Origin of the sequence: Pseudomonas sp. UBA6753, assembly GCF_002453565.1 — a bacterium.
Lineage (GTDB): Bacteria > Pseudomonadota > Gammaproteobacteria > Pseudomonadales > Pseudomonadaceae > Aquipseudomonas > Aquipseudomonas putida_Z.
Genome location: NZ_DKHD01000058.1, coordinates 54,431 through 79,269 on the forward strand (window position 1 = coordinate 54,431; position 24,839 = coordinate 79,269).

The window sequence follows — 24,839 nt, forward strand, 5'->3', positions numbered from 1 at the left end:
CCGAAGGATGCGGCTCTATCCGCAACTCGCCCGATCACGCACCGGGCACTGTGCGCGGTGCAGGTTCAGTGCGGTGTTGATGATGCCGATATGGCTGAACGCCTGGGGGAAGTTGCCAAGCATGCGCTGGCCCGCCGGGTCATACTGTTCGGCCAGCAGGCCAAGGTCGTTGCACAGGCCGGTCAGGCGTTCGTACAGTGCCTGCGCTTGTGCCTGGCGGCCCAGCAATACATACACGTCGGCCAGCCAGAAGGAACACACCAGGAAGGTGCCCTCCCCGGGCGTCAGGCCGTCGCTGCAGCGGTCACTGTCATAGCGCAGCAGCAGGCCGTTTTTCAGCAGGCGCTGTTCGACCTGTTCGAGCGTGCGCAAGAAGCGTGGGTCATCCGCCGGCAGGAAGCCGGTCAGGGCAATGTGCAACAAACTGGCGTCCATCTCGGTCGAGCCATAGGCCTGGACGAAAAAGCGGCCGCTGGGGTCCAGGCCCTGCGCGCACACTTCACGACGAATCTCGTCAGCCACCTGGCGGTAATGCTGGCCGCGCTCGCGGCCTTCCTCGGTGGTGTCGGCCAGCCCAGCGGCACGGTCGAAGGCCACCCAGGCCATGACCTTGGAGTGCACGAACTGCCGCCGGCCGCCACGCACCTCCCAGATGCCCTCGTCCGGCTGGCGCCAGATGCGCTCTACGTAAGGCAGGATCGAGCGGGCGATGGCGGCGCTGCGCGGGTGGCGGGGCAAGCCGCCCTTGATTGCCTGGGTCATGGCATCGGCGAGTTCGCCGTAGATGTCCAGCTGCATCTGCGCTGACGCTGCATTGCCCACCCGCACCGGTTGCGAGTGCTCGTAACCGGCCAGCCACGGCAAGGTGTATTCCTGCAGGTCGCGCTCACCGGCCAGGCCATACATGATCTGCATCTGCTCGGGGTTGCCGGCCACCGAGCGCAATAGCCACTCGCGCCAGGCCTGGGCTTCGTCGAAGTAGCCGAGGTTCATGAAGGCCAGCAGGGTCATGGTCGCGTCGCGCAGCCAACAGAAGCGGTAGTCCCAGTTGCGCTCGTGGCCGATGCGCTCGGGCAGTGAGGTGGTGACGGCGGCAACGATGCCGCCGGTGGGCGCGTAGGTCATGGCCTTGAGGGTCAGCAGCGAGCGGCGCACCAGGGCGGAGTATGGGCCCACCTGTGGGCAGCGGGCGGCGAAGGCCTGCCATTGGTCGATGGTCTGCGTCAGCGCTTCATCGCTATCACAGCCGGGCTGCACCGGCAGGTGCGAGGGCTGGTGGCGCAGGCTGAACACCTGGCGTTCACCCGCACCAACGCGAAAGCGCGCGACGGTGTGCTGGTCGCGGGCATGCGGGGGGACGGTGCTGCACAGGATCAGCCGGTCGGGGCCGGCGACGGCGCTGAGGGTCAGCGGGTCGAGCCGTTCCACCCAGGGCACGCTGCGGCCGTAGTCGAAGCGCATGATCAGGTCCATTTCGAAGTTGGTTTCGCCAGCGAGGCCCTCGACGATGCGCACCAGCGCGTTAACCTCGCCCAGCGGCATGAAGTCGAGCACGCGGGCGCGGCCGGTGGCGGTGACCCAGGTGGTTTCCAGCACCAGGGTGTCGTCCAGGTATTGGCGGCTGCTGTGTTCGACCGGGTCGCAGGGGGCCAGGCGCCAGCGGCCGTTTTCCTCGTTGCCCAGCAGTGCGGCGAATACCGCGGGGGCGTCGAAGCGTGGCAGGCACAGCCAGTCGAGCGAGCCATCGCGGCTGACCAGGGCGGCGCTGCGGCAGTTGCCCAGCAGGGCATAGTCTTCGATGTGGGCAGGCATTGGGGCTCCTTTGTGTGTTTGCCTGTGACGGCCTCTTCGCGGGCATGCCCGCTCCCACAGGTGCACCACAGCCCGTGAAGGCGGTGCAATACCTGTGGGAGCGGGCGTGCCCGCGAAAGGGCCGGCACAGGCTCTACAAAAAACTCACCCCAACCGATGCCACTCGCGCTTGTCCCGCACCAGCAATTCATTGCCGGCCTCGGGCCCGTCTTCACCGGCCGGGTACTCATGCACCTCGCCGCCCTGGGCCCAGGCATCGAGGAACGGCTGTACCGCGCGCCAGCCGTTCTCGATGTTGTCAGCCCGCTGGAACAGGGTCTGGTCACCGGTCAGGCAGTCGTAGATCAGCGTCTCGTAGCCGGTCGCCGGGGTCATCTTGAAGAAGTCCTTGTAGGCAAAGCCCAGCTCGACGTTCTCCATCACCAGCTCCGGCCCGGGGCGCTTGGCCTGCAGGTCGAACCACATGCCTTCGTTGGGCTGGATCTGGATCTTCAGGTAATTGGGCTTGGGCCGCTCCAGCTCCGACTCGCGGAACTGCGCATAAGGCGCCGGCTTGAAGCAGATGGCGATTTCGGTATCACGCACGCTCATGCGCTTGCCAGTGCGCAGGTAGAACGGCACGCCGGCCCAGCGCCAGTTGTCGATCATCACCTTCAGCGCCACATAGGTCTCGGTCTGGCTATCCACCGCGACGTTGGCCTCGTGGCGGTAGCCAGGCAACTGCTTGCGCCCCTGTTTGCCGGCACTGTACTGGCCACGCACGGAGTTTTTCAGGGCCATCTTCGCCGACCATGGGCGGATGGCGCCGACCACCTTGGCCTTTTCGCTGCGCACGGCATCGGCGGCGAACGCGGCCGGGGGTTCCATGGCCACCATCGCCAGCAACTGGAACAGGTGGTTGGGCACCATGTCGCGCAACGCCCCGGTGCTGTCATAGAACGCACCACGGGTCTCGACGCCGACGGTTTCCGCGGCGGTGATCTGCACATGGTCGATGTAGTGGTTGTTCCAGAACGATTCGAACAAGCCGTTGGAGAACCGGCTGACCAGGATGTTCTGCACCGTCTCTTTGCCCAGGTAATGGTCGATGCGGTAGATCTGCCGCTCGCCCATCACCTTCAGCAGGCAGGCGTTGAGCGCCTCGGCGCTGGCCAGGTCGGTGCCGAAGGGCTTTTCCACCACGACGCGGCGAAAGCCGCCGGCCGATTCGTCGAGCAGCCCGGCCTGCCCCAGGCGCTGCGCCACTTCGGGGAAGAAGCGCGGCGAGGTCGCCAGGTAGAAGATGGCGTTGCCGTGGCGGGTTGTGTCGATGCGCTTGGCGAGGGCCTGGTAGGTGGCCGGGTCGAGGAAATCGCCGGTCTGGTAATCCAGGCGCTTGGCCAGGCGTGCCCAGAGCTTCTCATCCAGGCACTTGGCCGTGCCCTCGCCACCTTTGTCACGCTCGACCATGAACGCATGCAGGCGCTCGGCGAATTCCTCGGCAGTGGCCGGGTTGTGGTCGACACCGACGATACGCAAGTTACGGTCCAGCAGACCGTCACGGCTGAGGTTGTAAAGCGCCGGCATCAGCAGGCGCTTGACCAGGTCGCCATTGGCGCCGAACAGGAACAGGGTGCATGGCGGAGCAGCCGGAATGCTCTGTTTGGTCATTCGGCTTTTTTCTCGACGTGGCCACCGAAGCCCAGGCGCATGGCCGAGAGAATCTTGTCACCATAGGTGCCTTGCTGCTGGCGCGAGCGAAAGCGGGCGAACAGCGCGCTGGACAGCACCGGTACCGGCACCGCCTGCTCGACGGCGGCGTCGATGGTCCAGCGGCCCTCGCCACTGTCGGACACCGAGCCACTGAACTGCGACAGCTGCGGGTCGGCCACCAGCGCATCGGCGGTGAGGTCGAGCAGCCACGAGGTGACCACGCTGCCACGCCGCCACACTTCGGCGATTTCGGCCACGTTCAGGTCGAAACGCTGGTCTTCCGGCAGTTCGTTGCCGCCCTTGCTGCGCAGCAGGTCGAAACCTTCGGCATAGGCCTGCATCAGGCCGTATTCGATGCCGTTGTGCACCATTTTCACGTAGTGCCCGGCACCGGGTGGGCCGGCGTGGATGTAGCCGTGTTCGGCACGCTGGTGCTCGCCGCTGCGGCCATGGGTACGCGGGATGTCACCCACGCCCGGGGCCAGCGCCTTGAACAGAGGCTCCAGGCGCTCGAACACGTCCTTTTCGCCACCGATCATCATGCAGTAGCCACGGTCCAGGCCCCACACGCCGCCCGAGGTGCCGACGTCCAGGTAATGCAGCCCGCGCTTGGCCAGCTCGGCGGCGCGGCGCACATCATCCTTGTAGAAGGTGTTGCCGCCGTCGATGATCGCATCGCCCGGCTCCAGCAGCTCGGCCAGTTGAGCAATGGTCTGCTCGGTGGGCTCGCCGGCGGGCAGCATGACCCACACCGCACGCGGTGCTTTCAGCTTCTGTACCAGCGCACCGAGGTCGTGCGCGCCTTGGGCGCCCTCGCCTTCCAGGCCGTCGATGGCCTCGCGGTTACGGTCATGCACCACCGTACGGTGGCCGGCGCGCATCAGGCGCCTTGCGATATTGCCGCCCATGCGGCCCAGCCCGATGATTCCCAGTTGCATGAGCCGATGCTCCCCTTTCGAAATAAATGACAACACAATCCAGCTTTTCAGATTAGTCCAGCGAACCGATCGAGGGTTCAGCGACGAACGGCGAGACAACGATAAACAAAAAAGTTCCCAAGACCTGCGAAAGAATTCAAAATGCGCCCGCCTGAAGCGTCTACGCTTTAACTTGTCACCAGCCAAAACCGCGAGGTGTGCTCATGGGTACCTTGATGCCTGCAACCCCAACCCAGACCCTCTATGTCTCCGTGCGCCGTGATGAGCTGCGTAAACTGAAGGACGAACGTGACCAGCTGCGCCAGCAGGTCGCCCAATTGAACCTGCTGCTGGCGCAAGCACGCACAGACGGCAAGGCCGTCAGCCTCTGAAGTTGCCCCGTCCCTGTGGGAGCTGAACTGCTCCCACATCGCTCAATCGAGCAGCCAGCTATTATCGCCATTTTCCAGGGTACCGCCATGACTGGTGGCATCGCCGACCCTGGCAAGCGGCTGCCCACCATCCATCATCAGTGCCGAGCCGCTGGTAATCACCGCCCCACACCCGAGCCTGTCGCCAACCCTGGCGGCTGCCCTGCCGTTGACGAAGAACAGACTGGAGCCGCTGCTGATGCTGGTCGGGCCGCACAATGGGCAGTGGTGAGGGTGACCCAGCAGAACGATGGCGGGCATTGTTGCCACTCCCGAATCATGTGAGGCGCCAGGCACGCATGCCGGCAGCGCCAATCAGAACGTTCTCGACAGCCGCCAGTGCACGACCTGGCCATCGATCTCAGGGAAAGGTGCCTGGTGCATGAACACCTGCTCGCCCACCATGCGCTCGACGCAGACGTAGTACCCGGGCCATGGGCAAGGCGTGCCGGAAGGCCAGCCTGGGGCATCCTCGCGCCTGGCGGTTTCCGGGTCGCGGAACTGCTTGCCCAGGCGTCGGTAATGCGCCCTTTCGATGAGCGCCTGCGGGTAAAAGTGAGGAGCGCTTTTCAGGCCATCACCCTGCACAGACCATAAAAACGCCACCAGTGCGGCCTCGAAGGCCCAGTAACCCAAGTGGTCACTCTGTGCCCGGGTGTGGCGCTCGTGCCAGTAGCAAACGTGCGCATTGGCGTACCACTGCCCGAGATAGTGCATGAGCGCGTCATGCTGCGCGGGCCCTTTCAGGTCGAGGCTCTCCAGCAAGGCGCCATAAGGTTCGGGGTGAAGCAATGAGGTGCCAGGGTAGGCCTTGCCCAGCCGCTGGAACAGGCGATGCAGCAGCAGGTCGGGGCTGCGCTCGTCGTCCTGGTTCAGCCAGCCCAGTACCTGGTCGACACGCTCGGGGTAACCGCACAGCACCGCCAGCGACAGCAGCCACAAGGCAAGCCGGTATTCATCCGATACCCAAGGGCGCAACTGCTCGCTGGATGCCGGGTACGCCGAAAAATGCCGGGCGAACTGGGCGAACGCATAGTCTGCATAGGCCTCTACCAGTTCCATCGGCTCGCCACCGGAATACCGCTGCACTGCCAGCTCCAGTGCCATGTGGGCCCAGTCACGGCTAAGGCCACGGTAGTGGTGCCTGTGCTCGGCTGGCCCGCTCAGCAATGCCTGGGCGTCAGGGTCGGCGAATTCCTGCTCTTTTTCACGGGTCGAAGCCAGGTAATGCTGCTCGACCATCCACGGGTCGCGCTTGATGCTGTCGAACTGGCCCATTGGCCCTCCCGCACGCTATAAGCCTTTCACCAAGCGCCAAACCAGCGAGCGCCCATTTTCGCTCGGCATCTCTACGCCTTGCATGAATGTCTGAGGCCCCACCGCCCATTCATCACATACCCACACGCCCGTGCGCGGGCAAATTTCGCCCGACCTGGCAAGCGCATCCGAATACGGCGCGCTTTGCAGTTGTTCAGGGAAGCTTTTGATAACTTGACGCTTGCGAGCATCGTCTACCAAATCCTTCGGGTAGAAAGGAAGATCTCTATAGGGCGTATCGTCGACGCCCCACAACACAGTGACCAATCCTGCCTCAAAGGCCCAATAGCCAAAGAAACCCGCATCGCTTCGTGCCTTGTGCCGGTCATGCCAATAACAGTTGCGCATGCCGCGATACCACTGCTTCAGGTAACTACGCACTGCCTGTTGCTGCTCATCCTTCTCGGTAGTTACGGCATTGAGCAATTCATGATAGGGGCGCTCATGAATCAACGTACTCCCGGGAATCGTCACCCCCACACGGGAAAACAGTTGCCGCAACAGGATGTCCTCACCGTCATCTGGGTCTTCACTCAAAAAACCTGCGATTTGCCTGATGCGCCCGGGCTTGTTGAACAGCACTGCAAACGATAGAAGCCAGAGTGTGTACTGATAGGCATCCGGCTCCCACAGTTTCAAGCTGAAACTCGGATAAGCTTGCTTGTGACGTTGAAACTGGGAAAACACGTGTTCAGCATAGGGCCGGAGGGACTCTATTGGCTCCCCCCCTGAATACAATTCAATCAATAGCTCAAGTGACTGAAAGCACCACCCCCAACTTAATCCCTCCACATTAACGTAGTCTGGCCAAGACCTAGCCAAAAATTCCTCAGCACTCCGCTCAAAGTACTTCTCTTTCAAATACGACACATCGTCAAGATAAAACTTCTCTTGAAGAAGCGGCTCTCTTTTAACCAGATCAAAATGCGCCATGACATCCCTCTAGCGAACAGTATCAACAATGGCACTTGCATTCCCATCGAGCTTAGTCACACTCGATACGACCCCGTTTTCGTTTACTACTATTAGCCACCGCTCGTACCCCGCTTCTCGAATCGCATCTCCCTCCTTACGTCCCAACACGCTTTGTAATCTGGGGACAATCCACGCATCACTCATCTGCCTGGCACTCGGAAACCCCTTACTCCCCTTTGTAACCGGCAAACTACCCGGCGAAAACGCGCCCCCCGTTCGATACTTGGTCTCGGTAATGATGAACGGCGGCGGTGGATGGGCATTACGATAGACGCCATCCAGCCCGCGCCCGGTGGGTTTCATTTGCAGGCTGCGAGGCCCACGAGCGGCCGACAGCAGGTTCTCATGGCCTTTGCCGAGCATGTACTGATCACTGACCACCTCCCCATAAATGCCCTTCTGCGCCCGGGTCGCCGTCGAATGATCGAACACGTGCACATTGGCGCCATGCGTGGCGGCAGCCGCAGAGGTGGGCACTGGCGGGCCGAGCGCACCCTCGGGGCGCTCGAGGTAACGCGGACGCATGCCAATGCCAGAAGTCACCCGCCCACCACTCATCGCCATGGGCACCGGCTTAGGCGCATGCACCCCGGCCTGCGCAACCTGCGCGGGCAGATCGCTGGCCTGTTCCAGCACCTTGGCCAACCTGGCGTCGAGTTGCATCAGCGCCTGTGGGATTTCCCGCACTGCATGCACCTGCACCGCGTAGAACTGCGCTTCCATGGCCTGCAGCCGCACCAACAGGTGCGAGGCCGCCTGGTTGAAGGGCCAGTTGCCCAGGTAGCTGCGAAGCTTTGCCGTTGCAGCCATGACCTTGGTCAAGAACTGGTTCAGATAGGCCAGCAAATCCTTTTCATAGCTCGTGAACCTGACCTGGCGCAGCCAGAACTCCACGCTGCCGCGGGTGAACTTGCCAAGAAACGCAACCACGGTCCGCAAGATGATCTGGCTTTCACGGATAAGTAGCAGGCACAAACCTCGCAGAAACGCTGCCGCTTCCTGGCTGACCAATGCACCTGCCACCGAGCCCACGGGCGTACCCACCGCCCCCACCACGGCACCGATGATCGGCGCGATCAAGGTAATCAGGCAGGCGACCAGCAGCACCCACTCCTGCCACTGTGGCGGCTGCGCCGTTGCCTGGCTGCCATTCGCCGTGTAGCGCTTACCCAGGCGCAGGCACACTGCGGCCAGGTCACGGGCACTAAGCACGATCACCACCCCAGGCACCAACGACAGCAGCATGTCGGCAATGACCACGCTCAGTGGCCGTTCCTCGGCAAACTCGCCCAGCACCAGGTCACGCAGCCAGCCAAAGCCACCTGCCACCCTTTCCACCGCTTCATCCAGCCAGTCAGCAGCAGAGTTCATGGCTGGCCACCTGCCGAGGTACAGCCGGCAAGCAATGCCTGCAGGGCAGCATCCGGCTCGGTTGCGGTCGTCAGCTGCAGCGAACCTTGGCCAACCTCGTAGCGCACCTGGGCGCTACAACCGGGGGTAACGCCAGCCAGGCGGGCATAGCCGTTCTGGTCGACCATACCCTGGCGCTGGGTGCCATCGGACAACGTCGCTACGTAGGCCGTGCCCGCAATCGGCGTACCGTCGGCATGCACCAGGCGAAACTCGATTTCCTCCTGCGACGGTGCAGGCGGCTCGCCGTAACGTGCAGGCGCCTTTACCTGGGCGATGGCATGCAAAAGCAGTGGCTCGGGGCAACCGATTTCGATGCGGCCATCACCCAGCTTGATGAACGCCCCGCCGCAACTCAGGGTCAGCGACGTTCGGCTATCGATGTGCACATGGCCGTGATGGCTGGTGATCGACACATCGTCATTGGCATCGACCCGCAGTTGCCCGCCGACCTGCACACGCTTGTCCTGCGCGACCTGCTCGCTGGCCTCGAGGCCAACCATCACGCTCAACGCCCCGCCAACGGCCAACGACTTGCCCAGGCCTATGCTTTCGACCTTGCCAAGGGCGACCGTTTCGCTCTTGCTGGCGCCGACCTTGACACTGCGGTTGCCACCTATGTGCACCACTTCGTCATGCTCGACGCGCTCGCTACGGTCATTGCCGATGAGCGTGGTTTCGTTGTGTTTCACGACGTTTTCTGGTCGCGCTCGGCATGAATGAATACTTCCTGGTGCCCCAGTTCGTCCTCGAAGCGCAACTCATTGAAGCCATCGCCTTTATGGGTCTGGCTCTTGATGGTCATGCGGGTCTTGTGTTCGGGCAGGTCGTAAGGCGGCAGCTGGTCACCGCAGTAGGTGCGCCCGGTGATCATCGGCTGGTCAGGGTCGCCATTGACGTAGTGAACAATCACATCCTGGCCAATACGCGGAATGGCCATTGAACCCCAACTGCCACCGGCCCAGCCTTGCGACACCCGCACCCAGCAGGAACTGAATTCGTTGTTGCTGCTTTCACGGTCCCAGGGGAAGCTGACCTTGACCCGCCCCCACTGGTCGCAAAAAATCTCTTCGCCCGGCGGCCCGACCACGGTGGCCATGTGCGGGCCATCGATGCGCGGCTTGGCCAAGGGGGCCGGGCGCCATTCGGCCATGCCTTGCACCAGCAGCGCATCGTTCACATAGCGGGTACCTTGTTCGGCGCCGGCGGCTTCTTCCTGCAGGCTGGTGAACTGCGTACCTTCGTGGCACAGGCTGATCATGCGCCAGTGCACATTGAGGTCTTCGCGCGGGTGGCCGACGAGGGTGAAGCTCAGGCCTGGCTGCAGGCGCACGTCATCGCCTTGTACTTCGGCCAGGCGGGCGTCATGGCGCAGGGCCGTTAGCCGCGTCTCAGTGAAGGGCTTGCCGACCGCATCGCGCTTGTAGCGGCCCGGGTAATCAAAAAACTCGTAGTCCAGCGACTGGTGCGTGATTCCGCTGGCCTGAGCCTTGTGCTCCTGGCGATAGGCCGGGTTGGTGAAGGTGTAGTCGCGCTGCACCTGCTGCGCAGTACGCACCTGCTCGCAGTAGCGCAAACGCCGCAGGCAAGCACGAGCCTGGTCGCCACCGCTACTGGCGTGGTACAGCACCTTGTCGGGGCCGAGATCATCTTCATCCAGCCAAAGCGCCTCATCATCTACGGGCTTTAGCGTGCCCCGGCTGAGCAACCCAAGCGATAGCAGGCGATCGGTAACGATCAGCGTGTGGTGCCTGGCGCAGTGTGCAAAGCGGTAGACGAAGCCCTCTTCAGCGGCAAGGCGATGGATGAAGTCAAGGTCGGTTTCCCCCGCCTGGACACAAAACTCACGCACCTGGTGATCGGCGCTGCTATTGAGCTCAAACCGGGCAATGCCCTGACGCTTGAACATCAGTTCAAGAATCTGCGGCACGGTTTTCTGCTGGAAGATGCGCCAGTTCGAACGCAAGCGGGCACGGGCCAGTTGCGGCTCGACCACAGCGTGGTAGCGCGTGCGACAGAAGCCGGTTTCACCTTGGCTGAAGGCACTGACCAAGCCATGCACATGACGCAGTGGCCGGTCTGCGCAATAAAGGGTGAATAGCGCAGGCTTGTCGAGCACCTGGCCGAAGTCGACATCACTGTCGTAGCTGACAAGTTCAAGGCTCAGCACAAATGGCTGGCTGATAGCTTCTTCCAGCTTGAATGAAACCACTTCGAACTCCGTGCGCCCGGCGAGCGCCTGAAATCCGAAACGAAAGTCCGACTGTTTCATGAGTTGCTCTACCCGCCATCATGTTTACCGGCGAAAAAACAACCACATCCTGGCTTTCTTCAAGATGAGTACGTCGAATGAAAATTGCCCGTCGCCAACGTTCAAGCCGGCTAGATCCGTGGCATTGGCGGACTTGACCGATGACGACAGTGAGGATGAGGCAGTGACTGAAGAGCAACTTAAACCGTACCGCCCCGCCATGACAGGAACGATGGGTTTCATGCATTGACGATTTCGTAGGAAATTTCCTAAAGCATAAACTTACAAGCTTTTTCGCGCGCAAGTCCGCTCACTGAAACACCAGAAATTCAAGCCAGGAAAATAATAAATATAGTTACTGAAAAGTTCGCGAAACAGCCCCTTTCATTCACCCTGAAATCACTTGGATTCCGAAATGCACCATTCTGTTGGAGGGCGATGAACTTGGCACCCCTCAAGCGAACCAAAAAGGTGCATGACTGGCAGAAAATGGGGCATGCCGTCTGCCCCCCATCCACCGCTCCAGCCCCTGCATTCACATCCGGTCACAACCGCCAACGTTTGCGTCTACTCCGCGGCGTAACAATAGTGACCAGCGGGTCACATTTTTATCTCTTTCTCTCCTACACTCGGGTTTCGGCCCGCCATTTGCTCAACGGAAGAGTGACGAAAAAAAGTCGAACTTTCCGGAACGCGGGCAGGTCAGGAACTAAGTAGGCCAAACGCAAAGGGACTTCCCAGCCTCGGCCCACACACCCCACCAGCCCAATCGCCTTCGGCCGGAATGCCGATCGCGCCGTGCCTGCGCGCACGACCCTGGGGCATGGAACGCACTACGCAGAATCCAGAATCAGAGAGAACCAACACGAAACATCGCCACGGGTGCCAGCACCCGGCCAAGCATAGGGACGGAGAGAAGTATGATCAGTGCCGCTGTCGAGCCTCACGTAGATTCATTCAACCCGGACAACCGCGAACCGCTCACCCCGGACTTCGCCACGACAGGCAAGGCACCCGGCGCCCAGCGCCAGCACAACCGCAACAAGCGCAAGATTTTGTTCGTGACCTCGGAAATCGCCGACCTGGTGAAAACCGGTGGCTTGGGCGATGTGTCTGCAGCCCTGCCCCGTGCCCTGGCGCACCTGCACGATGTGCGGGTGCTGATCCCCGGCTACCGCCAGGTGATGGAAAGCGACAACCCCATCCACATCGTCGGTGAACTGGGTGGCCACGCCGCCCTGCCGCCGTGCAAGATCGGGCGCATGGACATGGCCGACGGCCTGGTCATCTATGTGCTGATCTGCCCCGAGCTGTACCAGCGCGACGGCACCCCCTATGGCGCCAACAACGGCCGCGACTGGCCCGACAACCACATCCGCTTCGCCCGCCTGGGCCTGGCCGCCGCCGAAATCGCCGCCGGCGAAGGCAGGATCCACTGGAAGCCCGAAGTGGTGCACGCCCACGACTGGCCCGCCGGCCTGGCTCCGGCCTACATGCACTGGCGCGGGCTGAGTACGCCAACCCTGTTCACCATCCACAACCTGGCCTACCAGGGCGTGTACAGCCGCGGTTGCAGCCCGGAACTGGCAATCCCCGAGCACGCCATGCAGCAGGAAGGCATGGAGTTCTACGGCAAGCTGTCGTTCCTCAAGGCCGGCCTGGCCTACGCCAGCCACATCACCACGGTCAGCGCCACCTATGCCCGGGAAATCACCACCCCGGAATTCGGCTGCGGCCTGGACGGCTTCCTCGCCAGCAAGGCCCAACAAGGCCTGCTCGGGGGCATTCCCAACGGCATTGACGAAAGCTGGGACTCGGCCACCGACAAGCACCTGCAGCACAACTTCAGCATCAACGACTGGGAAGGCAAGGCGCGCAATGCCCAGGAAGTGCGCGAGCTGTTCAAACTGCAGCCCTCCGAAGGCCCGCTGTTCGCCGTGGTTTCGCGCCTGGTCTACCAGAAAGGCCTGGACCTGACCCTGGGTGTGGCCGACTACATCGTCGAGCAAGGCGGGCAGATCGCGATCATCGGCCGTGGCGAGCCGGAAGAAGAGCAGGCCATGCGCGAACTGGCGCTACGCCACCCGGGCCGTATCGGCGTACGCATTGGCTTCAACGAGACCGATGCCCGGCGCATGTTCGCCGGCAGCGACTTCCTGCTGATGCCGTCACGCTACGAGCCATGCGGCCTCAGCCAGATGTACGCGCAGCGCTTCGGCTCGCTGCCGGTAGCGCGCAACACTGGCGGCCTGGCCGACACCATCGAGTGCGGCGTCACCGGTTTCCTGTTCAACGAGTCCACCGTCGAGAGCTATCGCCAGGCACTCAGCCGCGCCTTCTATGTATACGGCAAGAAGGACCTGCTGAACGCCATGCGCTGCCTGTCGATGACCCAACCGTTCAACTGGTGCCAGGCCGTGGAACCCTACGCACGCCTGTACGAAGACCTGGTCAAGCAGGCACAGCACAGCCACTACTGAACGGGGAATCGAAGATGCACAGACATGGCGCACACCTGCTGGACGCCACGTCGGCGCGCTTCGCCCTCTGGGCCCCGGATGCGCGCAGCGTGAGCGTGGAACTGGAGCAGCAGCCGGCCATCGAGCTGTTGCCCGACGATGATGGCTGGTTCACCGGTGTGGCCCCGTGCCAGGCCGGTGACCGTTACCACTACCGTATCGATGGTGCACTGCAGGTGGCCGACCCGGCCTCGCGCTACCAGCCCGATGGCGTGCAGGGGCCGAGCCAGGTGGTGGATGTGGCCAGCTATGCCTGGCAGCGCCCCTGGCAAGGCCGGCCTTGGCACGAAGCGGTCATCCAGGAGCTGCATGTCGGCCTGCTCGACGGCTACGTCGGGGTCGCCCGGCAACTGCCGCGCCTGGCCGAGCTGGGCATCAGCGCCGTCGAGCTGATGCCGCTGGGGCAGTTCCCTGGCGAGCGCAACTGGGGTTACGACGGCGTGCTGCCCTATGCGCCGCAAAACACCTATGGCAGCCCCGAGCAGCTGTGTGCGCTGGTCGACCAGGCACATGGCCACGGGCTGATGGTGCTGGTCGATGTGGTGTACAACCATTTCGGCCCCGACGGCAATTACCTGCACCAGTACGCCAGCCCGTTCTTCCGCGAAGACCGGCAGACCCCCTGGGGCGCAGCCATCGACTTCCGTCGCCCGCAGGTGCGCGAGTACTTCATCCAGAACGCCCTGATGTGGTTGTGCGACTACCGCTTTGATGGCCTGCGCCTGGATGCCGTGCACGCCATCGACCAGCCCGACTTCCTGGTCGAGCTGGCGCAAAGGGTGCGTGCTGCGGTGGAACCCGGCCGCCACGTATGGCTGGTACTGGAGAACGAGCACAACCAGGCCTTCCTGCTGGAGCAAGGCTTCGACGCCCAGTGGAACGACGACGGCCACAATGCCCTGCATGTGCTGCTGACCGGTGAAACCGAAGGCTACTACGCCGACTACCAGCAGCGCCCCATCGACCAGCTGGCCCGCTGCCTTGCCGAAGGTTTCGTGTTCCAGGGCCAGGCCAACCGCCATGGCACGCCCCGCGGCGAGCCCAGCGCGCACCTGCCGCCCAGCGCCTTCGTGCTGTTTCTGCAGAACCATGACCAGGTCGGCAACCGTGCCCTGGGCGAGCGCCTGACCCGCCTGTGCCCACCGCAGGCGCTACGGGCGGCCACCGGGCTGTTGCTGCTGGCACCGATGATCCCGCTGCTGTTCATGGGCGATGACGATGGCAGCTGCCGGCCGTTCCTGTTCTTCACCGATTTCCATGACCAGCTGGCCGACGCCGTGCGCGAAGGCCGGCGCGGCGAGTTCGCCCATTTCGCCGCCTTCGCCGACCCCGAGCAGCGCCAGCGCATCCCCGACCCCAATGCCGAACAGACCTTCGAGGCCTCCCGCCCGCAAGGCAAGGAAGTGATCGCCGGCTGGCACGGCCTGTACCAGCACCTGCTCGAACTGCGCCGCCTCCATGTGATCCCGCACCTGCCCGGCAGCCGCGCGCTGGGCGCCGAAGTACACGGCGACAAGGCCCTGACCGCACGCTGGTGCCTGGGCAACGGCACCACCCTGCGCATCGACCTGAACCTGGCCGCCACCCCGCAGGAGGTCGAGTTGCCCGCGCCGGCCAACCGCCTGTTCGACAGCAGCGACACCCGGCACCCCGATACCCACCTGGCCGCCTACAGCTGCGTGGTCAGCCTGCTTCCCCCTGCCCTGGAGCGCCCATGAGCGAAACCGCCCTGCACCGCCTGGCGACCCGCGTCGGGCTGAGCCGCGACTGGATCGACGCCAATGCCCGGCCCCAGCGTGTCAGCGACGAGGTACTGCGCAACATCCTTGAAGGCCTTGGCCACCCGGCCAGCGATGACGCCGCCATTGCCGCCAGCCTGCGCGCCGTGGACGCTGCCGAAGACAGCGAGCACCTGCCGCCGCTGCTGACCGCCGACCTCGGCCAGCCGCTGGCACTGGCGCGCTACTTCAGCGCCGCCAGCGTCGCGCATTGCACCCTGGAGGACCACAGCGCCCTCACCCTCAGCCTTGACGACCAGGCCCGCCTGCCCGGTGCGCTGCCCATCGGCTACCACCAGGTGGAAATCGACAGCCGCCGCTTCACCGTGGCCGTGGCCCCGCCACGCTGCCACAGCCTTGAAGACCGCGTGCAGCAGCCGCCACCGCGCTGCTGGGGCCTGGCGGTGCAGCTGTACAGCTTGCGCCGCCCCGGCGATGGCGGCTACGGCGACTGCCTGGCCCTGGAACAACTGGCCCGCGCGGCCGCCGAGCGCGGTGCCGATGCCTTGGCCATCAGCCCGATCCACGCCCTGTCGGCCATCGACCAGACGCACTACAGCCCCTACTCGCCCTCCAGCCGCCTGTTGCTCAACACCCTTTACGCCAGCCCTGCCGCGCTGCTGGGCGAGCGGGAGGTGCGCGTGGCCATCGAAGCCTGCGGCCTGGAGCAACAGCTGGAAGACCTGGAGCAAGGCCCGCTGGTTGACTGGCCGCGTGCCGCCAGCGCCCGCCTGCGCCTGCTCGAAGCCCTGTACCAGGGCTTCAGCCAGGGCGACCACCCGCTGCGCAAGGATTTCGACAGCTTCCGCGAAGCCGGTGGCCAGGCCCTGGAGCACCATTGCCGCTTCGAGGTGCTGCAGGCCCAGGCCGTGGAGCATGGCCTGGGCGCCGACTGGCGCCACTGGCCCAAGGCCTGGCACGACCCGTACCACCCGGAAGTGGAGGCCTTCGCCAATGCCTACCCGGCCAAGGTCGAGTTCCATGCCTTTTGCCAATGGCTGACCGAACGGGGCCTGCAACGCGCCCAGGAAGCAGCGCGCGGCAACGGCATGGCGGTCGGGCTGATCGCTGACCTGGCGGTGGGCGCCGACGGTGCCGGCAGCCAGGCCTGGAGCCGCCAGGACGAGCTGCTGGCAGGCCTGAAGGTGGGTGCACCGCCCGACATCCTCAACCGTGCTGGCCAGGACTGGGGCATCTGCGCCTTCTCGCCCGAAGGCCTCAAGCGCAACGGCTACCGCGCTTTCATCGAAATGCTGCGGGCCAACCTCGCCCACGCCGGCGGCCTGCGCATCGACCATGTCATGGGCCTGCGCCGGCTGTGGCTGATCCCGCAGGGGGCCAAGCCCAGCGAAGGCGCCTACCTCAACTACCCGCTGGACGACCTGCTGCGCCTGCTGGCGCTGGAGTCGGTGCGCCACCAGGCAATCATCCTCGGCGAAGACCTGGGCACCGTGCCGGACGGCCTGCGCGAGCAACTGGCGGCCAAGGCCGTGCTGGGCATGCGTGTGCTGCCCTTCGAGCAGACCCAGCCCGGCCATTTCAAGCCGATTCTCGACTGGCCGGACAACGCCCTGGCCACCACCGGCACCCACGACCTGGCGCCGCTGGCCGGCTGGCTGGAAAACCGCGACATCGACTGGAGCCACCGCCTGCAACTGATCGATGCTGCCACCGAACTGCACTGGCGCCACGAGCGGCAGAAGGAGCACGATGGCCTGCGCCGCACCCTGGAGGCCAACTACGGCACGCTGCCGAACAACGACGCGCTGATCGACGCCGCCATTCGCTACGTTGGCCACACCCGCGCACCGCTGGTACTGGTGCCGCTGGAAGACCTGCTGGGCTGCGACGAGCAACCCAACCTGCCCGGTACCACCGCCGGCCACCCCAACTGGCGCCGGCGCTTCGCCCGGCCGGTACGTGAACTGCTCGACGACGAAGACGCCGCGCGGCGCCTGGAGCTCCTGGCCCAGGCTCGCGAACAGGCCTGGGAGCGTGACCGATGAAAGCGCTGACCTCGACCCTGCGCCTGCAGTTTCACAGTGATTTCACTCTCGATCACGCCGTGCCGCTGGTGCCGTACTTCGCCCAGTTGGGTATCAGCCACCTGTATGCCTCGCCCATCCTCAAGGCCCGCGCCGGGTCGCGCCACGGCTACGACGTGGTCGACCCGACCTGCGTCAACCCCGAGCTGGGCGGCGAAGCGGCGCTGGAACGGCTGGTCGCCGCCCTGCGCCAGCACGGCATGGGGCTGATCCTCGACACGGTGTCCAACCACATGGCCGTGGGCGGTGCCGACAACCCCTGGTGGCAGAGCCTGCTGGCCTGGGGCCGGCGCAGCCCCTATGCAGAATTCTTCGACATCCAGTGGCACTCCAGCGACCCGCTGCTGGCCGGTCAGCTGCTGTTGCCGTTCCTCGCCAGCGACTATGGCGTGGCGCTGAAAAATGGCGAGATACCGCTTGAGTTCGACAAGCACCATGGGCTGCTGCAGGTCGCCCACTACCAACACCGCTTCCCGATCTGCCCGGTCGACTATGGCTGGATTCTCGCCCTCAGCCCGGAGCCGGCGCTCAAGGCCTTGGCCGAACGCTTCACCGCGTTGAACGCATCGGCCACGCCGCTGGCCGACGCCCTGCCCCTGCAAGCCGAACTGGCGCGCCTGGCAGGTGAAGGCGCCGACCTCGAATCGGCCCTGGTGGCTTTCGACAGCCGTAGCGAGAATGGCTTCAAGCGCCTGCACCTGCTGCTGGAGCGCCAGACCTACCGCCTGGCCAGCTGGCGTACCGCCGCCGACGACATCAACTGGCGGCGCTTCTTCGACATCAACGAGCTGGGCGGCCTGCGGGTGGAACGCGCGGTGGTGTTCGAGGCCACCCACGCCAAGCTGTTCGAACTGATCGAGCGCGGCCTGGTGGACGGCCTGCGCATCGACCATATCGACGGCCTGGCCGACCCGCGCGGTTACTGCCGCAAGCTGCGCCGGCGGGTCGATGGCCTGCTGGCACGGCGGCCGTTGAACGCTGCCCTGGAGCATTTCCCGATCTACGTGGAGAAGATCCTCGGCGCCAACGAGCACCTGCACCGCGACTGGCTTACCGACGGCACTACCGGCTATGAATTCATGAACCAGGTTTCGCTGCTGCAGCACGACCCGGCGGGCGAAGCAGCCCTGACCGAGCTGTGGGCCAGTGTGAGCGAACGCCCCGACTTCCCCGAAGAAGTGCGTCAGGCCCGCCACCTGGTTCTCAATGCCAGCCTGGCCGGCGACTGCGAGTCGGTGGCCCAGGCGCTGTTGCAGGTGGCGCGCAACGACCTGATGACCCGCGACCTGACCCTGGGCGCGATCCGCCGTGCCTTGCAGGCACTGGTGGCGCATTACCCGGTGTACCGCACCTACTTCAGTGCCTGCGGGCGCCCGGCAGAAGACGAAGGGTTTTTCCAGCAGGCCCTGGCCAATGCCCGGCAGGACCTGGGCGAAGCCGACTGGCCGCTTCTTGAGCACCTGCAACAATGGTTGGGCGGGCAAGCCTGGCGCAGCCTGCCAGCAGGCCGGGCACGCAAGCAGCTGCGCCACGCCTGCGTGCGCTTTCAGCAACTGACCGCGCCCAGTGCCGCCAAGGCCGTGGAAGACACCGCGTTCTACCGCAGCGCGCGGCTGCTGTCGCGCAACGATGTGGGCTTCGATGCCGAGCGTTTCAGCGCCCCGCTCGAGCACTTCCACAACGAGGCCCAGCGGCGCCTGCGTGACTTCCCCGACAACCTGCTGGCCAGCGCCACCCATGACCACAAGCGCGGCGAAGACACCCGTGCGCGCCTGGCCGTGCTCAGCGAGCGCGGCCCGTGGCTGGCCAGCCGCATGGAACACTGGCGCGAGCTGGCCACGCCGTTGCGCACGCAACTGGATGACGGCCCGGCGCCCAGCCCCGGCGACGAGCTGATGCTGTTGCAGACCTTGCTTGGCAGTTGGCCGCTGGACCTCGACCTGCACGATGACAACGCCCTGCAACAGTACGCCGAACGCATCCGCCAGTGGCAGCAGAAGGCCCTGCGCGAGGCAAAGCTGCGCAGCAGCTGGAGCGCGCCGAACGAAGCATATGAAAACGCCTGTGCCGGCTACATCGACGGCCTGCTGCTGGACGGCGAGAACCAGCAGCTGCGCAAATCGCTGGCCGATGCCGCCCATCTGCTGGCCTGCCCCGGTGCCCTCAACGGCCTGGTCCAGGCCCTGCTGCGCATGACCACGCCGGGCGTGCCGGACCTGTACCAGGGCAACGAATACTGGGATTTCAGCCTGGTCGACCCGGATAACCGCCGCGCCGTGGACTACGCTTGCCGGCGTCGCACCCTGGACGATGCAACGCCGGTAGCCGAGCTGCTGGAACACTGGCGCGACGGCCGCCTCAAGCAGGCGCTGATCGCCCGGGTGCTGGACTGCCGCCAGGCCCATGCCGAGCTGTTCCGCCGTGGCGCCTACCTGCCGCTGACCGTGCATGGCCGGCATGCCGACAAGGTGGTGGCGTTCGCCCGCCTTGGCGAAGGCGAACGGGCCGTCATCATCGCGCCACGCCTGGCCAGTACCCTGCTGGCAGGTGCACCGACACCCCTGATCCCGGCACAGAACTGGGACGACACCCGGGTAAGCCTGCCGTTTGCCTTGTCGCCTGCCAACTCGACGGGACTTTTCCCCAGTGCTGCGGTCAGCTCTTCCAAGGAGCTGATGTTGAGCGCCGTGCTGGCGGAGTTTCCGGTCAACCTGCTGATACAACAATCTTGAGCATCAGGAGCGTCATGATGAGTGTTGATGAAAAGCGTATCCGCGAATTTGCCTACCAGATCTGGGAATCTGAGGGTAAGCCCGCCGGCCAGGAAGAACGCCATTGGGACATGGCGCGCAAGCTGGCCGAAGCCGAGGCGCTGGCACCCAAGGCGGCGCCGCGCAAGCGGGCGCCGGCCAAGCCTAAGGTAGCCGCTGAACCGGTTGAGAAGGCCGTGGCTGTGAAGAAACCCCGGGCGGTGAAAAAGCCGGCTGCCGGTTGAGCCTGTACCGGCCTCTTCGCGGGCTTGCCCGCTCCCACCCAGGCCTGAGTCTGGCCCCGTACCTGTGGGAGCGGGCAAGCCCGCGAAGAGGCCGGTGCAGGACTGCATAGCTCCCTCCACCACGGCCACTAGAGGACCGCCATGAGCCCCCGCACCCCGAAGAAAACCCGCTCCGTCGCCCCGTCGCGTATCCGCGAAGGCCTGCCCTTCCCCCTCGGCGCCACCTGGGATGGCCTTGGGGTCAACTTTGCCCTGTTCTCGGCCAACGCCACCAAGGTCGAGCTGTGCCTGTTCGACTCCACCGGCGAGCACGAAATCGAACGCATCGAGCTACCCGAATACACCGACGAGATCTACCACGGCTACCTGCCCGACGCGCACCCAGGGCTGGTCTACGGCTACCGCGTGCACGGCCCGTACGAGCCGGAGAACGGCCACCGCTTCAACCCCAACAAACTGCTGATCGACCCGTATGCCAAGCAACTGGTCGGCAGCCTGCAATGGTCCGAAGCACTGTTCGGCTACACCATCGGCCACCCCGACGGCGACCTGTCGTTCGACGAGCGCGACAGCGCGCCGTTCGTGCCCAAGTGCAAGGTGATCGACCCTGCCTTCACCTGGGGCCGCGACCAGCGCGTGCTGATCCCCTGGGAGCGCACGATCATCTACGAGGCCCACACCCGTGGCATCAGCATGCGCCACCCGGCGGTGCCGGAAGAACTGCGCGGCACCTTCGCCGGCCTGGCCAATGACGAGTTGCTCAAGCACATCAAGGAGCTGGGCGTTTCCAGCATCGAGCTGCTGCCGATTCACGCCTTCGTCAATGACCAGCACCTGCTGGACAAGGGCCTGAACAACTACTGGGGCTACAACAGCATCGCCTTCTTCGCCCCCCACCCGCGCTACCTGGCCAGCGGCAAGATCGCCGAATTCAAGGAAATGGTCGCGCACCTGCACGACGCCGGGCTGGAGGTGATCCTCGACGTGGTCTACAACCACACCGCCGAAGGCAACGAGCGCGGCCCGACGCTGTCGATGCGCGGTATCGACAACGCCTCCTACTACCGCCTGATGCCGGACGACAAGCGTTACTACATCAACGATTCCGGCACCGGCAACACCCTGGACCTGAGCCACCCTTGCGTGCTGCAGCTGGTCACCGACTCGCTGCGCTACTGGGCCGGTGAAATGCACGTGGACGGCTTCCGCTTCGACCTGGCAACCATCCTTGGCCGCTACCACGACGGCTACAGCGAACGCCACGGTTTCCTCGTCGCCTGCCGCCAGGACCCGATGCTGAGCCAGGTGAAGCTGATTGCCGAGCCCTGGGACTGCGGCCCGGGCGGCTACCAGGTGGGCAACTTCGCCCCGGGCTGGGCAGAGTGGAACGACCGCTTCCGCGACACCGTGCGCGCCTTCTGGAAAGGCGACGAAGGCCAACTGGCCGACTTTGCCTCGCGCATGACCGCGTCGGGGGACATGTTCAACAACCGTGGCCGGCGCCCCTATGCCTCGGTCAACTTCGTCACCGCCCACGACGGTTTCACCTTGCGCGACCTGGTGTCGTACAACCACAAGCACAACGAAGACAACGACGAGAACAACCAGGACGGCACCGATAACAACCTGTCGTGGAACTGCGGTGTCGAGGGGCCAACCGACGACCCGGCCGTGAATGCCCTGCGCATGCGCCAGATGCGCAACTATTTCGCAACCCTGCTGCTGGCCCAGGGCACGCCGATGATCGTCGCTGGTGACGAGTTCAGCCGCACCCAGCACGGCAACAACAATGCCTATTGCCAGGACAGCGAGATCGGCTGGGTGAACTGGGACCTGGACCAGGAGGGCAAAGAGCTGCTGGCTTTCGTCAAGCGCCTGACCCGCCTGCGCCTGGCCTACCCGGTACTGCGCCGCTCGCGCTTTCTGGTGGGCGACTACAATGAGGCGATCGGCGTCAAGGACGTGACCTGGCTGGCACCGGATGGCAACGAGATGAGCGTGGAGCAATGGGAAGACCCGCACGGGCGTTGCCTGGGCATGCTGATCGATGGCCGTGCCCAGGTCAGCGGCATTGCCAGGCCAGGCGCCGAGGCCACCGTGTTGCTGATCGTCAATGCCCACCATGACATCGTTCCGTTCGAGTTGCCGACCGTGCCCGAGGGGGATTACTGGAGCTGCCTGGTCGATACCGACCGGCCAGAGCTGCGCAAGGGGCAGCATCTGCAGTTCGACAGCACCTTTGAGGTGAAGGGGCGATCGTTGCTGCTGATGGTGTTGCAGCGCGATGAGGAGTGAACCCCGGGGGACCATCGTCGGTCCCATTGTGTATCGGTTGCCTGTACTGGCCTCATCGCCGGCAAGCCAGCTCCCACAGGTAATCCGCTGGCCGACGGGCCTGTGCGTTAAGTGTGGGAGCCGGCTTGCCGGCGATAGGGCCGGGACATACAACACCCATGCACCCGCCATTGAGGAGTAACCGTGAACCCCGAAGCCGGCAGTAAAGGTTTCGCCAGTGTCAACCAGGCCCCGGCCGTGAAGCGGCTGCAGGTGCTGACGGTGAATACCCACAAGGGCTTCACCGCCTTCAACCGGCGCTTCATCCTGCCGGAACTGCGCGAGGCGGTGCGCAGCACCCAGGCCGACATCGTCTTCCTCCAGGAAGTGCTCGGCAGCCACGACCGCCACGCCGCGCGCTACCCCGGCTGGCCGCAGACTTCTCAGTACGAGTTCCTCGCCGACAGCATGTGGAGCGACTTCGCCTACGGCCGCAACGCGGTCTACCCCGACGGCCACCACGGCAACGCGCTGCTGTCCAAATACCCGATCATCGAACATCGCAACCTCGACGTGTCGATCACCGGCCCCGAACGACGTGGCCTGCTGCACTGCATCCTCGACGTGCCCGGCCAGCATCAGGTGCATGCCATCTGCGTGCACCTGTCGTTACTGGAAAGCCATCGCCAGAAACAATTGCAACTGCTGCGCAAGCTGCTCGAGTCCTTGCCCGTCGAGGCCCCGGTGATCATCGCCGGCGATTTCAACGACTGGAAATCCCACGGCAACCGCACCCTGGGCCTGCAGCGTGACCTGCACGAGGCCTTCGAGCGCCACCATGGGCATCTGGCCCGCACCTATCCTGCGCGGCTGCCGCTGTTGCGCCTTGACCGTGTCTACCTGCGCAACGCCGAAAGCCATGGACCTCGGATTCTGGGGCACAAACCTTGGTCGCACCTGTCGGACCACCTGCCGTTGTCGGTCGAAGTCAGGCTTAGCAATCATTCTTCATAGCCACGCCACGACAAATAGCGAACCCCGCTATACATCGCAGATTTATCAAAGGATTCAACACGTTGAACAAAACCACGGATCCTGAACACTTCCTTCACACTTTCTTGACGCAAGCGGCGGCCTCTCCTTAGCTGAACATATCAAGCAGTAAAGATCTCGCGCCGGGCCTCTAGCTCGCGCCTTCGTGCGCGCTGGCGAAAGCCTGGCGTGCTGGTTTGGGTCGCCCACTGTTTTTGCCGTACAGCTCGTGACAACAGGCCAGGTCCTAGGGCTGTAACACAAAAACAAAGGAGATCCGCCATGAAAAGCACCTCGAACCTCTTGCGCTTCGACAGCATTTTCTACGCGGTTTCCACGTCGCTGCTTCTGGCAACCCCGGTGGAAACTATCGCGTATGAACTGCAGGACGACCCGGCCTCGCCCGGTTTCCTGCAGCAACCGGCAGTACCACAGCTGTCGCTCGACCCGGTCAGCGCCAGTGGCTTGAGTATCGGTACCTTGAATGCGTTCTCGCAAAAGATGAGCGAGCGCCATGGGCAGGCTGCACCGGACCTGGTCGCCAGCCAGTGGGCGCAGTTCTTCCCCACCACCACGCGCGGTGGCGCGCAGCCCCCGGACCAGCTGGAGGCACCCAGCCAGCAACTGACGATCGGCCCGGACCTGTTCGTGCGTGAAACAGCAGCGGGCAATGTGCACCGCGCGGGGATCTTCGTGGGGCAAAACAACCTGCAGACCAGCTTCAACGGCATGCGCCGGCTGTTGGGCGACAAGCAACGCAACGCCGTGAACCTCAGCGGTGAAAGCCTGGGGGTTTACTGGAGCATGACCCATGAACAGGGCTGGCACCTGGATGCCGTGGCCATGGGTTCGCGCATCGACGTCAATGGCCGTGGCGAGAACGGCCAGCGACTGGACGACAGCGGCCACGCGATGACCTTCTCGCTGGAAGGCGGCATCCCCATCGGCCTGGGTGGCGGCTGGGTGATCGAACCGCAGGCGCAGTTGATCAACCAGCAGTTCTTCCCCGGCAGCCGGGCGCAGGAAGAGACCTTGCAGGCCTTCGACAGCCAGCCGAGCTGGAGCGGCCGGGTCGGCGCCAGGCTGTCCGGGCGTTATGAAGTACGCGGCATGCCGATCGAACCCTATGTGCGGACCAACGTGTGGTATGACTTCAGCAATGCCGATGAGGTGAAGCTGGACCAGGTCGACAAGATCTCCAGCTCGCGCTACTCGACCACGGTGGAACTGGGGTTGGGGCTGGTGGCGCGGGTGACGCCCTCGGTAGCGCTGTTTGTCAGTGCCGATTACAGCAGTGACGTCGACGACAATGATCTGAACGGGTTGATTGGCAGCCTTGGGGTGCGGATGCGGTGGTAGGCGGCGCAGTCGAGCGCAGCAGGCTGCCCGCT

The 24,839-nt window shown here is 64.3% G+C and carries 16 protein-coding genes and 1 pseudogene; 9 read left to right on the top strand and 8 right to left on the bottom strand.

Going from position 1 to position 24,839, the window contains the following annotated elements; genetic code table 11:
* Positions 1-15 precede the first annotated feature (15 nt).
* From B2790_RS22520 to gnd, 3 genes are all read right to left on the bottom strand, one after another.
* On the bottom strand, positions 16-1,812 hold the full coding sequence (locus B2790_RS22520; RefSeq protein ID WP_286919804.1) for a glycoside hydrolase family 15 protein: 1,797 nt from the start codon (positions 1,810-1,812) through the stop codon (positions 16-18).
* 144 nt (positions 1,813-1,956) lie between these two features.
* A complete protein-coding gene (gene zwf, locus B2790_RS22525) occupies positions 1,957-3,462 on the bottom strand; it encodes a glucose-6-phosphate dehydrogenase (RefSeq protein WP_286919805.1) in 1,506 nt (501 codons plus the stop codon).
* A complete protein-coding gene (gene gnd / locus B2790_RS22530) occupies positions 3,459-4,493 on the bottom strand; it encodes a phosphogluconate dehydrogenase (NAD(+)-dependent, decarboxylating) (protein WP_265183363.1) in 1,035 nt (344 codons plus the stop codon). The genes zwf and gnd overlap by 4 nt, the downstream gene beginning before the upstream one ends.
* A gap of 152 nt (positions 4,494-4,645) precedes the next feature.
* Here gnd and B2790_RS22535 point away from each other — a divergent pair, with 152 nt between their 5' ends.
* Positions 4,646-4,813: a DUF6026 family protein gene (locus B2790_RS22535; protein WP_013973320.1), complete on the top strand. Its 168-nt coding sequence runs from the start codon at positions 4,646-4,648 to the stop codon at positions 4,811-4,813.
* Positions 4,814-4,855: 42 nt separating this feature from the next.
* Here B2790_RS22535 and B2790_RS22540 read toward each other — a convergent pair whose 3' ends face one another.
* The 5 genes and pseudogenes from B2790_RS22540 to B2790_RS22560 form a co-directional block, all read right to left on the bottom strand.
* Positions 4,856-5,113, bottom strand: coding sequence for a PAAR domain-containing protein (locus tag B2790_RS22540; protein ID WP_286919807.1), 258 nt, complete (start codon positions 5,111-5,113; stop codon positions 4,856-4,858).
* A gap of 54 nt (positions 5,114-5,167) precedes the next feature.
* Positions 5,168-6,130, bottom strand: a complete 963-nt coding sequence (locus B2790_RS22545) for a PoNi-like cognate immunity protein (protein WP_286919809.1) — start codon at positions 6,128-6,130, stop codon at positions 5,168-5,170.
* Positions 6,131-6,145: 15 nt separating this feature from the next.
* Positions 6,146-7,102: a PoNi-like cognate immunity protein gene (locus tag B2790_RS22550; protein ID WP_286919810.1), complete on the bottom strand. Its 957-nt coding sequence runs from the start codon at positions 7,100-7,102 to the stop codon at positions 6,146-6,148.
* A 9-nt stretch (positions 7,103-7,111) separates the two neighbouring features.
* Positions 7,112-8,515, bottom strand: coding sequence for a hypothetical protein (locus B2790_RS22555; RefSeq protein WP_286919811.1), 1,404 nt, complete (start codon positions 8,513-8,515; stop codon positions 7,112-7,114).
* Positions 8,512-10,826: pseudogene (locus B2790_RS22560) on the bottom strand (type VI secretion system Vgr family protein). The gene B2790_RS22555 and the pseudogene B2790_RS22560 overlap by 4 nt, the downstream one beginning before the upstream one ends.
* An 899-nt stretch (positions 10,827-11,725) precedes the next feature.
* Between B2790_RS22560 and glgA the strand changes: the two are divergent.
* The 8 genes from glgA (at position 11,726) to B2790_RS22600 (ending at position 24,807) form a co-directional block, all read left to right on the top strand.
* Positions 11,726-13,285 carry a glycogen synthase GlgA gene (gene glgA, locus B2790_RS22565; RefSeq protein ID WP_075045668.1) on the top strand — a complete coding sequence of 520 codons (1,560 nt, stop codon included), beginning with the start codon at positions 11,726-11,728 and terminating at the stop codon, positions 13,283-13,285.
* Between the two features lie 14 nt (positions 13,286-13,299).
* A complete protein-coding gene (gene treZ, locus B2790_RS22570) occupies positions 13,300-15,042 on the top strand; it encodes a malto-oligosyltrehalose trehalohydrolase (RefSeq protein ID WP_286919812.1) in 1,743 nt (580 codons plus the stop codon).
* Positions 15,039-17,108, top strand: a complete 2,070-nt coding sequence (gene malQ / locus B2790_RS22575) for a 4-alpha-glucanotransferase (protein ID WP_286919813.1) — start codon at positions 15,039-15,041, stop codon at positions 17,106-17,108. The genes treZ and malQ overlap by 4 nt, the downstream gene beginning before the upstream one ends.
* On the top strand, positions 17,105-19,879 hold the full coding sequence (locus B2790_RS22580; protein ID WP_286919815.1) for a malto-oligosyltrehalose synthase: 2,775 nt from the start codon (positions 17,105-17,107) through the stop codon (positions 19,877-19,879). The genes malQ and B2790_RS22580 overlap by 4 nt, the downstream gene beginning before the upstream one ends.
* A 14-nt stretch (positions 19,880-19,893) precedes the next feature.
* Positions 19,894-20,142 (top strand): DUF2934 domain-containing protein, encoded by a 249-nt coding sequence (locus B2790_RS22585; RefSeq protein ID WP_025339813.1) that lies wholly within the window; start codon positions 19,894-19,896, stop codon positions 20,140-20,142.
* A 141-nt stretch (positions 20,143-20,283) separates the two neighbouring features.
* Entirely contained in the window at positions 20,284-22,437 is a 2,154-nt protein-coding gene (gene glgX, locus B2790_RS22590) for a glycogen debranching protein GlgX (protein WP_025339814.1), read from the top strand.
* Positions 22,438-22,620: 183 nt separating this feature from the next.
* Positions 22,621-23,430: an endonuclease/exonuclease/phosphatase family protein gene (locus B2790_RS22595; protein WP_286919816.1), complete on the top strand. Its 810-nt coding sequence runs from the start codon at positions 22,621-22,623 to the stop codon at positions 23,428-23,430.
* A 300-nt stretch (positions 23,431-23,730) separates the two neighbouring features.
* Positions 23,731-24,807, top strand: coding sequence for an autotransporter domain-containing protein (locus B2790_RS22600; protein WP_085692357.1), 1,077 nt, complete (start codon positions 23,731-23,733; stop codon positions 24,805-24,807).
* Positions 24,808-24,839 lie beyond the last annotated feature (32 nt).

Bases quoted from the DNA above. Each gene is read 5' to 3' on its own strand.
- B2790_RS22600 (WP_085692357.1), top strand. From the start codon at position 23,731: ATGAAAAGCACCTCGAACCTCTTGCGCTTCGACAGCATTTTCTACGCG.
- treZ (WP_286919812.1), top strand. From the start codon at position 13,300: ATGCACAGACATGGCGCACACCTGCTGGACGCCACGTCGGCGCGCTTC.
- glgX (WP_025339814.1), top strand. From the start codon at position 20,284: ATGAGCCCCCGCACCCCGAAGAAAACCCGCTCCGTCGCCCCGTCGCGT.
- glgA (WP_075045668.1), top strand. From the start codon at position 11,726: ATGATCAGTGCCGCTGTCGAGCCTCACGTAGATTCATTCAACCCGGAC.
- malQ (WP_286919813.1), top strand. From the start codon at position 15,039: ATGAGCGAAACCGCCCTGCACCGCCTGGCGACCCGCGTCGGGCTGAGC.
- B2790_RS22535 (WP_013973320.1), top strand. From the start codon at position 4,646: ATGGGTACCTTGATGCCTGCAACCCCAACCCAGACCCTCTATGTCTCC.
- B2790_RS22545 (WP_286919809.1), bottom strand. From the start codon at position 6,130: ATGGGCCAGTTCGACAGCATCAAGCGCGACCCGTGGATGGTCGAGCAG.
- B2790_RS22520 (WP_286919804.1), bottom strand. From the start codon at position 1,812: ATGCCTGCCCACATCGAAGACTATGCCCTGCTGGGCAACTGCCGCAGC.
- B2790_RS22585 (WP_025339813.1), top strand. From the start codon at position 19,894: ATGATGAGTGTTGATGAAAAGCGTATCCGCGAATTTGCCTACCAGATC.
- zwf (WP_286919805.1), bottom strand. From the start codon at position 3,462: ATGACCAAACAGAGCATTCCGGCTGCTCCGCCATGCACCCTGTTCCTG.
- B2790_RS22540 (WP_286919807.1), bottom strand. From the start codon at position 5,113: ATGCCCGCCATCGTTCTGCTGGGTCACCCTCACCACTGCCCATTGTGC.
- B2790_RS22580 (WP_286919815.1), top strand. From the start codon at position 17,105: ATGAAAGCGCTGACCTCGACCCTGCGCCTGCAGTTTCACAGTGATTTC.
- B2790_RS22555 (WP_286919811.1), bottom strand. From the start codon at position 8,515: ATGAACTCTGCTGCTGACTGGCTGGATGAAGCGGTGGAAAGGGTGGCA.
- B2790_RS22550 (WP_286919810.1), bottom strand. From the start codon at position 7,102: ATGGCGCATTTTGATCTGGTTAAAAGAGAGCCGCTTCTTCAAGAGAAG.